This window comes from Lentzea sp. NPDC051838, from assembly GCF_040681245.1.
Lineage (GTDB): Bacteria > Actinomycetota > Actinomycetes > Mycobacteriales > Pseudonocardiaceae > Lentzea.
Genome location: NZ_JBFAYI010000001.1, coordinates 717,978 through 729,337, shown reverse-complemented (window position 1 = coordinate 729,337; position 11,360 = coordinate 717,978). Strand labels below are relative to the sequence as shown.

Sequence of the window (11,360 nt, the reverse complement as noted above, 5' to 3'; positions counted from 1 at the left end):
CGGGTGATGGTTCACGTCCACGTTCTCGGAGGTGAGTTCCCATGACTCCAACGCGTTCGCCCAGCTCAGGCCATGGTGTGGCGTCCTACCGCCTGATCCAGCTGGTCGCGGCGGTGGTCGGCACGGTGTTCCTGCTCGTAGGTGTTCTCGGCTTCGTGCCGGGAGTCACCGCGAACTACGACCAGCTCTCGTTCGCCGGACACCACGAGGGCGCCCTCCTGCTCGGAGTCTTCGCGGTGTCGGTGCTGCACAACCTCGTCCACGTCGCGTTCGGGGTCGCAGGCCTGGCATTGGCTCGCACGCCCCGTCAGGCGGCCGTCTACCTGGTGGGCGGTGGCGCGATCTATCTCGTGCTCTGGTTGTACGGCACGGTGATCGACCACGACAGCGCGGCGAACTTCGTTCCGGTCAACACCGCGGACAACTGGCTGCACCTCGGCCTCGGCGTCGGCATGCTCGTGGCCGGCCTGCTCACCGCGCGCACCCGGTGATGGGAATGTCCCTGTGCGCTTTGGCGCACAGGGACATGCGTGGCGCCGTCCCGAGCCGGCTGAACCGCATCTGGCGGATCCGCGCACTGTGCATCCGTTGCGCGCCAACGATCGGTTCGGCCTCGCCGGAACCTTCCACCCGAACAGGTGACATAGGTGGCGTGGTGTTCCACGGTCTTGGCGGAGACGAACAAGGTGTCCCCGGCCTCGCGGTAGGTCAGTCCGTCGCGGACCAGTGCGACGACTTCCTGTTCACGGTCGGTGGTGTGCATGGCCGCGTGCCGGCCAGCCGCGCAGGCCGTGCGCGCGGAATTCTCGATCACGCTGTCCTCCACGTTCCTCCAGAGCTGATCGGACGAGAAAGGCGGGACCGGATCTCTCCGGCCCCGCCTTGTGATCACCTCGTGGTCACGCCTTCACGGAGTGCTTCCCGTGCGTCCCAGCGGAGGCGTTGCCGCCGTCGCCCGCCGGACCTGAGTTCCCACCGACCGTGGTGCTGTGGTTGGACGCGTCACCGGTCGAGCCGGTGGCACCCGTGTCGCCGGAGTCGCCCGAGGTGACCTCGGTCCAGGACTTGGTGCCGTGGTTCTTCCAGTTGTGGTGCTTCCAACCGTGGTGCTTGCGGCACTTGTCGCCGTGGTGGCCGGACCACTTGCTGTTGTCCGACTTCACGATCGCCTTGTTGCCGCCGGTGTCACCGGCGTTGCCGGAGTTGCCCGAGTTGCCGGACGTGGCGTTGTTCGAGCTCGTGGCGTTGCCACCGTTGCCCGAGTTGCCGCCGTTGCCCGCGGTCGCGTTGGCCGAACCGGACTTGCCGTGGTGGCCCCACGACCTGTCGTCGTTCTTGGCCCACGCGTCGCCGCCGTCACCGGCCGGGCCGCTGTTGCCGCCCTTGGTGACGCTGGTGTTGCTCGCGTCGCCGGTGTTGCCGGTCGCGCCGGTGTCGCCGGAGTCACCCGAGCTCACGCTGGTGTTGCACTCCGCGAGCACGCAGACGCCGTAGGCGCTGTTACCGCCGGTCGAACCGGAGTTGCCGGAGTTGCCGGAGATGGCGTTGTTCGAGCTGGAGGTGTTGCCGCCGTTGCCCGAGTTGCCACCGTCGGCGGCGGTCGCGTTCGCGTTGCCGGACTTGCCGTTCGCGGCGGTCGCGTCGCCACCGTCGCCCGCAGCGCCGGAGTTGCCACCGGCGGTGCTGCTGTGGTTGGACGCGTCCCCGGTGTTGCCCGTCGCGCCGGTGTCGCCCGAGTCACCCGAGCTCACGTGCGTGCTGCACGTCGCTAGCACGCAGACGCCGTGGGCGCTGTTGCCGCCGGTCGAACCGGAGTTCCCGGAGTTGCCCGAGTTGCCGGACGTGGCGTTGTTCGAGCTCGTGGCGTTGCCGCCGTTGCCCGAGTTACCGCCGTCGCCGCTCACGACCGAGTGGACGACGTTGCCGAGCCCGCCGAGCGGACCGCCGTCGCCGGTGTCAGCACTCGCGAGCGCTGTTCCGGCCAGGAGGAAACCTCCTGAGAACGCTGCGGCCACAAGACCGCGTCGCACATAGCTGTGCATGTCGAACCTTCCTGTCGATCAAGCTTGGTGATCTGGCCGGCTTGGTTGACAGGACTGATCAACTGGGATGACTTCGGCCGTAGTAGTAGCACCACGACCCGAGGATCTGATCTCCCCGAACCACTGCGGAAGAAGATCCCCGCGGACGGTCTCCTCGTCGTGACGGCAGATCCGCCGCCGCTGGACTCGCCGATCCGCTGGACGCGGCCGTGCCCGTCGTGCCGGGCAACGCCAATGGCACGTCCGGCGACGGTTCGGCGGGCACGCTCTTCATCGGTGCCACGTCCTGTGTGGACTGTTGTTGCCCCGCAGGTGGTGTCGCCGGTGCGGCGACAGGATCGGTCCACCCCACGGCAGGAACGACCGGTTCGAGTGGAACGACCTGGTCCGGTGCGGGCGCGGGTGGCGTCACCTCCACCGGAACAGACGGGTTGTCCACCGGGGTGAGCAGCGGCTCGACGACCGGCTGGAGCGGCGCGAGCACCGGCTCCACGGACTGCACCACCAGCGCGACCACCGGATCGAGCACCGTGTTCAGGGGTGCCAGCACGGACTCGGTGACGCCGTCCAGCAGGCCGGGTGCGTCGTCATCAGCGCTCGCGACCCCGGCCGAAAGCAGGCCGAACCCGAGCAGGAAACCGCCCAGCAACACCACCCGCCGGACAACTCCGGAACATGTCGACTTCACGAAATATCACCTCCTCTCGAGATCGGGAGAACCCGTTCGTCCAGTGATTCGAGACCCACTCCACGCCGGTTCGCTCGAAAGTGGAAGCAACTCCGTTTCCGCAGTTCGACATGCTAAAAAACATTCAAACATCGAATTCCAACTACTTTGCGCAACGAAATACCGTCGAAGATTCAGCTCAGCGTGCACACAAGAGACCAATCCGCAGGGGTGCGCGAGTCCGAACAACCATCATGAAACAAGGAGACCTCGCCCCCGGCTTCACCCTGCCCGACGACAACGGCGACCTCCGCGCGCTGTCGGAGTTCCTCGCGTCAGGCCCGGTCGTGCTGTTCTTCTACCCGATGGCCTCGTCCGGCGGCTGCACCCAGGAGAGCTGCCACTTCCGCGACCTCGCGGACGAGTTCGGCGAGATCGGTGCCCACCGAATCGGAATCAGCCCGGACGCGGTGGGAGCACAGCGCGCGTTCTCCCGCGCGAACCGCTTCGACTATCCGTTGTTGTCCGATGTGGGCGGTGAGGTCGCGAAGCAGTTCGGTGTGTGGCGGCGGTTCAGTCCCCTGCACACCAAGCGGCGCACGTTCGTCATCGACACCGACCGCCGCATCCTCGGCGTGATCAAGGGCGAACTGAAGTTCGACGTCCACGCCGACGAGGCTCTCGCCGTGCTGCGGGAGCACGCCGCCAAACAGGCTTAGCCCGCATCCACAACAGACCGTCAGACCAGCAGAGGTGAAACTCCGGGGAACCGCGCACACAGAGCGGTTCCCGGAGTCGCGGTACGGCATCCATGTGACAGGTCGGGAAGAATGGCGGGGTGAGCGCGTCGAGGAGAGGCCGGCCCGCGGGCCCCACCGGGCCGGTGATCGGCCGTGCGCTCCAGCTCCTCGACGCGTTCGACGCCGAGCACCGTGAGCTGACGCTGAGCGAGCTCGCCCGTCGCGCCGGACTGCCGTTGTCGACCGTGCACCGGCTGATGCACGAACTGTGCGTCTGGGGTGCCGTCGAGCGCGGTGACGACGGGTTGTACCGCATCGGGTTGCGGTTGTGGGAGCTCGGTTCCCTGGCGCCGCGTGGTCCGGGGCTGCGCGAGACCGCGTTGCCGTTTCTGGAGGACCTCTCCCGCATCACCAGGGAGAACGTGCAGCTCGCCGTCCGGGAGGGTGCGGAGGTCGTCTTCGTCGAACGGATCGCGGGGTCCGGTGCGGTGCCCGTGCTCACCCGCGTCGGCGGCCGGTTCGCGCTCACCGCGACCGGGGTCGGTCTGGTCCTGCTCGCGCACGCGCCCGCCGAGGTGCAGGAAGAAGTGCTCAGCCGTCCGATCGAGCGGTACACCGCCAAGACCGTGACCGATCCGGCGCGGCTGCGCCGGATGCTCGCCGACGTTCGGGCGAACGGGTTCTCGATCAGCGACCGCCAGGTCACGATGGACGCCCTGTCGGTCGGCGCGCCGATCCGTGATCGGCGAGGTGAGGTCATCGCCGCGGTGTCGCTGGTCGTGCGGCACGGGAGCACCACTTCGCTCGCGCTGGCACGGCTCGTGCGCACCAGCGCCCAGGCCATCTCGCGTGCCCTTCGCGTCTGAATGCTTCCATTTTCCGGAAGACGCCCTACAGGCTCGGCGGTCGTCTCAGCCACGCTGTGACCCCCACCACCGACAGGAGCGCCGATGACCAGCTTTCCGCGCGACCAGTGGTATGTCGCCGCCTACGGTTCCGAGATCGGGCACGATCTGTTCACGCGCACCGTCTGTGGAGAGCCGATCCTGTTCTGGCGCACCAAGAGCGGCAACGTGACGGCCATGCCGGACCGGTGTGTGCACCGGCGTTTCCCGTTGTCCCAGGCGCCTTCCCGGCTCGTCGACGACCAGGTGGTCTGCGGCTACCACGGCTTCACCTACGACGCCGGCGGCAAGTGCGTCGCCGTTCCCGGGCAGACGCGGATTCCGCGCACCGCAAGGCTTCTGCCGTACCCGGTCGTGGAGCAGGACTCGTTCGTGTGGGTCTTCATCGGTGACCCGGCGAAGGCCGACGCGGCGCGGATTCCACGAGCGCCGTGGCTCGTCGCACCGGACTACACGACGGTCTGCGGCATGGAACCGTTACGCGCCAGGTACGAACTGCTGGTCGACAACCTGCTGGACCTCTCCCACGAGACGTATCTGCACGGCGGTTACATCGGCACGCCGGAGGTCGCCTCCACCCCGATCACGACCGAGGTCGACGAGGACGCGGGCATCGTGTACGTGTCACGGCACATGGACGACGCGGAATGCCCGCCGTTCTACGCGAAGTCGACCGGTCTGCAGGGCAGGATCGCCCGCTGGCAGGACATCGAGTACACGCCGCCTTGCCTGTACAAACTGCACAGCCGCATCGCGCCGGTCGGGTCCGTGCCCCACCCGGACGGGACCGATCCGGACGCGTTCCACGTCGAGGTCGTCTACGCGATCACGCCCGAGACAGAGCACTCGACCCACGACTTCTGGGCCGTGGCACGGGATTTCGCGCTCGGGGACGAAGAGGTCTCGGCGTTCCTCGCGGAGAACAACCGCACGGTGGTGCTGCAGGACGTCGAGGCGCTGGACGTGCTCGAACGTGTCATCGCGGCCGAACCGGAGGGCTACCAGGAGCTGTCGATCAACATCGACACGGGCGGGCTCGCGGCGCGGCGGATGCTCCAGCGCCTGTGCGAGACGTCGTGAACGCACTCACCGGCGACCGCGTGTTCCGCATCCACTGGGTGCTGGGCACCGACCGGCTCCGAGCGGTGTGCCACTGCGCCGCCGAGCGCGAGTTCGAGGATCCGGTCGAGCTGTGGGAATGGCTCCTCGATCATCCCGTGGGGCACGCGTCATGAAGCTGACTCTCGAACGCAAGGACTCCGTCGCCGACGGGGTGGTGCTCCTGACGTTGCGGCACCCGGACGGAGAGCCGCTGCCGGCCTGGACGCCTGGGGCTCACGTCGACCTCGTGCTCACCGATGGCCTGATCCGCCAATACTCGTTGTGCGGCAGCCCGGACGACACCTCGGTCTTCCAGGTCGCCGTTCTCCGCGAACCGCAAGGGCGCGGCGGATCGCAGCACGTGCACGATGTTCTCGTTGCCGGGCAACGAATCGAGGTGCGCGGACCGCGCAACCACTTCGAGCTCGTCGAGGCGAAGCGCTACCTGTTCATCGCGGGCGGTATCGGCATCACCCCGATCCTTCCGATGGTCGCGGCGGCAGCGGGCAAGGACTGGCGGCTGGTCTACGGCGGCAGAACGCGGTCCTCCATGGCGTTCCGCGACGAACTGGAGCGGCTCGGCAACGTCGAGCTCCGCCCTCAGGACGAGTGCGGACTGCTGGACCTGGAGGAACTGCTCGGCGAACCCGAGAACGGGACCGCCGTCTACTGCTGCGGCCCTGAAGGTCTGCTGACCGCCGTGGAGAAACAGTGCGCGGCGTGGCCGGAAGGCACTCTCCACATCGAACGGTTCGCCCCGAAAACCGATGCGGGACAAGGGCCTCGGCGCGAGTTCGAGGTCGAACTGGCGCAGACCGGCACCGTGTTGCGGGTGCCGGCCGGCCAGTCCGTGCTCGAGGTCGTCGAACGAGCAGGCGTGTCCGTGCTGTCGTCCTGCCAGGAAGGCACCTGCGGCACCTGCGAGACGATCGTGCTCGGCGGCACACCCGACCACCGCGACTCCGTTCTCACCGCCCAGGAACAGGAATCCGGCGACGCGATGATGATCTGCGTGTCCCGGTCCCGCTCACCCCGGCTCGTGCTCGACCTCTGAGCACGGCAAGAAACACTTGACAGTTCAACTAAGCCGACCCATGCTTTCTATATCAGGAATCCTGATATTCGAGTTCCTGATACCGACGCTCGACGAGGAGCCGAACCATGCGTGGTCACGGAGAACCGGAGAGAGCGGCGCGGCACCGGTTCAGCAGGTCGTGCAGCGCGGTTCGCTCGCTCCCGCTGAGCCTGCTCACCATCCGTTCCTCGATCGCCGCGACCTCGGCCGCGTGCTCGTCCAGGAACGCCCGGCCCCTGTCCGTGAGGCTGATCAGCAATCTCCTGCCGTGCGCGGGGTCCTGCGTGCGCACGATCAGCTCACGCCGTTCCAGCGCCGACACCATGTCCGTCATCGTCTGCGCGGTCACGAACGACTTCCGCGCCAGTTCCGCGGACGTGAGGCCGTCGCGGCCGGCCAGCACCGTCAACGCGGTGTACTGCAGGGTCGTCACGCCGGCGGGACGCAACACCTCGTCCATGAGCGCGCGCACCGCGAGCTCCACCTGCTTGACCTCGTACATCAGCGACGGCCGCACGTGCCTCACCTTCCCCGTCGAACTCGTCGATCACTCCGAAGCCTGTCACAGAAAGGCGAATCCATCATGACCGCTGTCGCCGACCGGCCAGTCGCAACCGTGCGCCGCCCCGATGTCGCCCCTGGCAAGTTGTTCATCGGGGGTCAGTGGCGCGAGGCAGCCGAGGGCGCCCGGTTCGACGTGGTCGACCCGTCCACCGGAGCGACCGTGACTTCCGTTGCCAGGGCCGGGAAGGCCGATGTGGACGACGCGGTCATGGCGGCGCGCAACGCGTTCGAGGGCTGGGCCGCGACACCGGGCAGGGAACGCGCGCGGATCCTGCACCGGGTGGCGGACATCGTGCGGGCGAGGGCGGACGAGATCGTCGGGGTGGAGAGCGTCGACGTCGGAAAGCCGGTCGCGTTGTGCCGGCCGGTGGACGTCGAGACCACAGCCGAGCAGTACGAGTACTACTCGGCCCTGGCGCAGACCGTTGACGGGGCCACGCGGCAGATCCCCATCCCCTCGCACGCCTACACCCGCCGCGAACCCATCGGAGTGGTCGCGGCGATCACGCCGTTCAACTTCCCGCTGATCCTGTCCAGCTCGAAGATCGCGCCCGCGCTCGCGGCGGGAAACACGGTCGTGCACAAGCCCGCCGAGGACACGCCGCTCAGCGCGTTGCTGATGGCCGAGATCCTCACCGAGGCCGGTGTCCCCGCGGGCGTGGTCAACGTGGTCACCGGGTTCGGCGCCGAGGCCGGAGACCACCTGCTGCGCCACCCCGGTGTGGACAAGGTCGCGTTCACCGGGTCGACGGCCATCGGCAGACACGCGGCGAGCGTGGCAGGCGAACAGCTCAAGCCCGTGACCATGGAGCTCGGCGGCAACGCGGCGCACATCGTCTTCGAGGACGCCGACCTCGACAAGGCGATCGGCGCGGCGATCAAGGGATTCGTGTTCAACACCGGACAGTTCTGCATGGGTGGGCCTCGGTTGCTCGTCGCATCCCCCTTGTACGACACCGTGCTGGGCGCGCTCGCCGAGGCCGTGCCGCACGTCCCGCTCGGCGACCCGTTCGACCCCGCGACCGTGATCGGACCGATGGCAGGCGAACGTCATCTGTCCAAAGTGGAGGGCTATGTCGCACAGGCGCTGGCGGACGGTGGCCGGATCGTCGCGGGCGGACAGCGGGTCGACCGGGACGGGTTCTTCTTCCAGCCGACGGTGATCGCCGACCTGCCCGACACCTCGTCCGTCGTCCAGGAGGAGATCTTCGGCCCGGTGCTGACCGTCCAGCGGTTCGACAGCGAGGACGAGGCGATCACGCTGGCCAACGGCACGTCGTACGGCCTCGCCGCCGGGTTGCAGACCGAGAACCTGGCCCGCGCGCACCGGGTCGCCGCCCGGCTGCAGGCAGGCATCGTCTGGATCAACGACTGGGCGATGCTCGACCCCGCGATCCCGTTCGGCGGGGTCAAGGACAGCGGGTTCGGCCGCGAGTACGGCCCGGAGGCACTCGCCTCCTACACCAGGACGAAGTCCGTCGTCGTTTCGCTCGCCTGATCCCCGCAGGAGAAGCCATGTCCACCACCACGACCGCGGCCGTCGTCGAGTCCGCGGGTTCCGCCTTCACGCTGTCCGAAGTCGCGTTGGACGAGCTGCGGCCGGACGAGGTCCGAGTCCGCGTCGTCGCCGCGGGCGTCTGCCACACCGATCTCGGGGTCGCGCATGGACACCTGCCGTTCCCTCTGCCCGGCGTGCTGGGTCACGAGGGCGCCGGGGTCGTCGAGGCTGTCGGCTCCGCGGTCACGAAGGTCGCGCCGGGCGACCAGGTGCTGCTGAGCTACACCTCGTGCGGGAGGTGCGGGAACTGCCGCGACGGCCACCCGGCCTACTGCGACACCTGGCTGCCGTCGAACCTGATCGGCGGCGAACGAGCCGACGGGACGTCGCCGATCTCCCGCGACGGCGTCCCGCTCGGCGGTCACTTCTTCGGCCAGTCGAGCTTCGCCCAGCACGCCGTCGCCGACGAACGCAGCCTGGTCAAGGTCCCCGCCGACGCACCGCTGGACCTGCTCGCCCCACTGGGCTGCGGGATCATGACCGGCGTGGGCGCGGTCTGGAACGTGCTGGCCCCGCGGCCCGGCGCCACGCTGCTCGTCACCGGAGCGGGCGCGGTCGGGCTCTCCGCCGTGATGGCCGCCCGGCTCACCCCGGCGACCAGGATCATCGCGGTCGACCGCGTGCCGCGGCGGCTGGCGCTCGCCGCCGAGCTCGGCGCCACCGACACCGTCGACACCACGCATCAGGACCTCGGCGAGGCGATCGAGAAGCTCACCTCGGGCCGCGGGGTCGACGGCGTCGTGGAGACCACGGGCAACGCCGGCGTGCTGCGCACGGCGATCTCCGCGCTCGCGAGCCGCGGCACGGCGGTGATCGTCGGAGCGCCCGCGTTCGGCACCGAGGTGCCCGTCGACGTGAACTTCATGCTACCCGGCCGCCGCGTCGTGGGTCTGACCATGGGCGACGCCGAGACGCAGGCACTGATCCCGGCGCTCGTCGAGCTCGTCACGAACGGCAGACTGCCGATCGACCGGTTGATCACCCACTACGCGTTCGCCGACATCCAGCAGGCCGCCGAGGACGTGCTGACGGGCGCGACGATCAAACCAGTGCTGCGGCTGACATGAACACCATCGGACCCGCCGACACCGGCGTCGGCAGCTGGCCGTGGCGACGCGCACGCATCTCCCCGCACCGCACCGCGCTCGTGCAGGCGGACCGGACGCTCACCTACGCCGAGCTCGCGCACCGCGTCGAACGGCTGGCGGCGACGCTCACCAGGCTCGGCGTGCGGCGCGGCGACCGGGTCGCCTACCTCGGGGTCAACGACATCAGCGTGTTCGAGACGCTGTTCGCGACCGCGCTGTGCGGGGCGATCTTCGTGCCGCTCAACCACCGCCTCTCCGGCCAGGAGATCGGCTACATGCTCGCCGACAGCGGCGCGTCCCTGCTCGTGCACAGCCCGGACGCCGACGAGCTCGTCTCGGCGGCCGGCCCGCTGCCGCGCGTTCTCCCGGTGCCGGCCTTCGAGGCGGAGATCGCCGCCGGTGGAGAGCCGCCGTCTGCCGAGGTGACGCCAGAGGATCCGTGTCTGCTCCTCTACACCTCGGGCACGACCGGCAGGCCGAAGGCCGCCACTCTCACCCACGGCAATCTGATGTGGAACACCGTCAACCAGCTCGCCCACTTCGACATCCTCAGCACCGACCGCGCCCTGTGCGTGGCCCCGTTGTTCCACTGCGTCGGCCTCGGCCAGATCACGCTCCCGACGTTGTTCAAGGGCGGCAGCGTGGAACCGGTGGCGAGGTTCGATCCCGGTGCGATCCTCAAGCGCATCGAGGACGCACGGATCACCGGATTCTCGGCTGTGCCGACGATGCTGCAGATGCTGTGCGAGCACCCGGACTGGGACACGACCGACCTCAGCTCGCTGACGTGCGTGCTCTACGGCGGCTCACCGGTGCAGGAACGCGTCGCGCGGGTGTGGCTCGACCGCGGGGTCCGGCTTCTGCAGGGCTACGGGATGACCGAGGCCTCCCCCGGCGTGTCGATGGCCACCCACGACGGCACGCTCGACCACCCCGTCTCGGCCGGCGTCCCGCACTTCTTCACCGATGTCGCCGCACTCGACGCGGAGGGGCACGTCGCACCACTCGGAACGGAACCGGCAGAACTGCTGGTCCGCGGACCGAACGTGTTCGCCGGCTACTGGAACCGGCCCGGCGAGACCCGTGACAGCTACACCGACGGGCAGTGGTTCCGCACCGGCGACGTGGTCCACCTCGACGACGACGGCTGGGCCCACGTCGTCGACCGCGTCAAGGACCTGATCATCTCGGGCGGGGAGAACATCTACCCCGCCGAGGTCGAGGCCGTCATCGTCCAGCTCGACGAGGTCGAGTCGTGCGCGGTGGTCGGCGTGCCCGACGAGCGTTGGGGCGAGGTCGGCGTCGCCTACGTCGTGACCCGCGGCGCTCTCTCCGGGAAAGCTCTGCGCCACCACCTGAACGACAACCTCGCCCACTACAAGGTGCCCAAACACCTGCAGTTCGTCGACGCGTTGCCGCGCAACGCCACCGGCAAGGTTCGCCGCGCGGAGCTGCGGGCGCGAGCCGCCACCGCCTTTGCCCCGAACCCGCCGGCTGAACGAACTCGTCATCGGGGGCTGACTCCTGACCTTCCAGAAGCGACAGGACCGTTCACCTGAAGGTGGGAGTAAAGGATGAGCTGCTGGACTCCAGGGCAACGTCCCGGTAGTCCTTCCGCCC

Annotated in this window: 12 protein-coding genes and 1 pseudogene; 9 read left to right on the top strand and 4 right to left on the bottom strand. The window is 68.7% G+C overall.

What is annotated here, in order from left to right; all coding sequences use genetic code 11:
* The first annotated feature begins 41 nt into the window (after nucleotides 1-41).
* The gene (locus AB0M24_RS03095) at nucleotides 42-491 is read left to right on the top strand and encodes a DUF4383 domain-containing protein (protein ID WP_363760204.1); all 450 of its coding nucleotides are present in this window, start codon (nucleotides 42-44) and stop codon (nucleotides 489-491) included.
* A gap of 167 nt (nucleotides 492-658) precedes the next feature.
* Here AB0M24_RS03095 and AB0M24_RS03090 read toward each other — a convergent pair.
* From AB0M24_RS03090 to AB0M24_RS03080, 3 genes and pseudogenes are all read right to left on the bottom strand, one after another.
* A pseudogene (locus AB0M24_RS03090) lies at nucleotides 659-763 on the bottom strand (LuxR C-terminal-related transcriptional regulator); the annotation flags it as partial.
* A gap of 136 nt (nucleotides 764-899) precedes the next feature.
* Nucleotides 900-2,042 carry a hypothetical protein gene (locus tag AB0M24_RS03085; protein WP_363760201.1) on the bottom strand — a complete coding sequence of 381 codons (1,143 nt, stop codon included), beginning with the start codon at nucleotides 2,040-2,042 and terminating at the stop codon, nucleotides 900-902.
* A 58-nt stretch (nucleotides 2,043-2,100) separates the two neighbouring features.
* Complete coding sequence (locus AB0M24_RS03080) at nucleotides 2,101-2,730, bottom strand: hypothetical protein (protein WP_363760198.1); 630 nt, start codon at nucleotides 2,728-2,730, stop codon at nucleotides 2,101-2,103.
* 233 nt (nucleotides 2,731-2,963) lie between these two features.
* Between AB0M24_RS03080 and AB0M24_RS03075 the strand changes: the two genes are divergently transcribed.
* The 5 genes from AB0M24_RS03075 (at nucleotide 2,964) to AB0M24_RS03055 (ending at nucleotide 6,509) form a co-directional block, all read left to right on the top strand.
* Nucleotides 2,964-3,428 (top strand): peroxiredoxin, encoded by a 465-nt coding sequence (locus AB0M24_RS03075; RefSeq protein ID WP_363760195.1) that lies wholly within the window; start codon nucleotides 2,964-2,966, stop codon nucleotides 3,426-3,428.
* Between the two features lie 164 nt (nucleotides 3,429-3,592).
* On the top strand, nucleotides 3,593-4,315 hold the full coding sequence (locus AB0M24_RS03070) for an IclR family transcriptional regulator (protein WP_363761554.1): 723 nt from the start codon (nucleotides 3,593-3,595) through the stop codon (nucleotides 4,313-4,315).
* An 84-nt stretch (nucleotides 4,316-4,399) separates the two neighbouring features.
* Entirely contained in the window at nucleotides 4,400-5,434 is a 1,035-nt protein-coding gene (locus AB0M24_RS03065) for an aromatic ring-hydroxylating dioxygenase subunit alpha (protein ID WP_363760192.1), read from the top strand.
* Nucleotides 5,431-5,589 carry a hypothetical protein gene (locus AB0M24_RS03060; protein ID WP_363760189.1) on the top strand — a complete coding sequence of 53 codons (159 nt, stop codon included), beginning with the start codon at nucleotides 5,431-5,433 and terminating at the stop codon, nucleotides 5,587-5,589. Before AB0M24_RS03065 ends, AB0M24_RS03060 begins: the two co-directional genes overlap by 4 nt.
* A complete protein-coding gene (locus AB0M24_RS03055) occupies nucleotides 5,586-6,509 on the top strand; it encodes a PDR/VanB family oxidoreductase (RefSeq protein WP_363760186.1) in 924 nt (307 codons plus the stop codon). Before AB0M24_RS03060 ends, AB0M24_RS03055 begins: the two co-directional genes overlap by 4 nt.
* A gap of 115 nt (nucleotides 6,510-6,624) precedes the next feature.
* On the opposite strand, the gene AB0M24_RS03050 is transcribed toward AB0M24_RS03055, so the two are convergent.
* Nucleotides 6,625-7,047, bottom strand: coding sequence for a MarR family transcriptional regulator (locus AB0M24_RS03050; RefSeq protein WP_363760183.1), 423 nt, complete (start codon nucleotides 7,045-7,047; stop codon nucleotides 6,625-6,627).
* Nucleotides 7,048-7,113: 66 nt separating this feature from the next.
* On the opposite strand from AB0M24_RS03050, the gene AB0M24_RS03045 reads away from it, so the two are divergent.
* The 3 genes from AB0M24_RS03045 to AB0M24_RS03035 are packed head-to-tail and all read left to right on the top strand — an operon-like array spanning nucleotide 7,114 to nucleotide 11,299.
* Nucleotides 7,114-8,592 carry an aldehyde dehydrogenase family protein gene (locus AB0M24_RS03045; RefSeq protein ID WP_363760180.1) on the top strand — a complete coding sequence of 493 codons (1,479 nt, stop codon included), beginning with the start codon at nucleotides 7,114-7,116 and terminating at the stop codon, nucleotides 8,590-8,592.
* Nucleotides 8,593-8,609: 17 nt separating this feature from the next.
* On the top strand, nucleotides 8,610-9,719 hold the full coding sequence (locus tag AB0M24_RS03040) for an NAD(P)-dependent alcohol dehydrogenase (protein WP_363760177.1): 1,110 nt from the start codon (nucleotides 8,610-8,612) through the stop codon (nucleotides 9,717-9,719).
* Complete coding sequence (locus AB0M24_RS03035) at nucleotides 9,716-11,299, top strand: long-chain fatty acid--CoA ligase (RefSeq protein WP_363760174.1); 1,584 nt, start codon at nucleotides 9,716-9,718, stop codon at nucleotides 11,297-11,299. The genes AB0M24_RS03040 and AB0M24_RS03035 overlap by 4 nt, the downstream gene beginning before the upstream one ends.
* Nucleotides 11,300-11,360 lie beyond the last annotated feature (61 nt).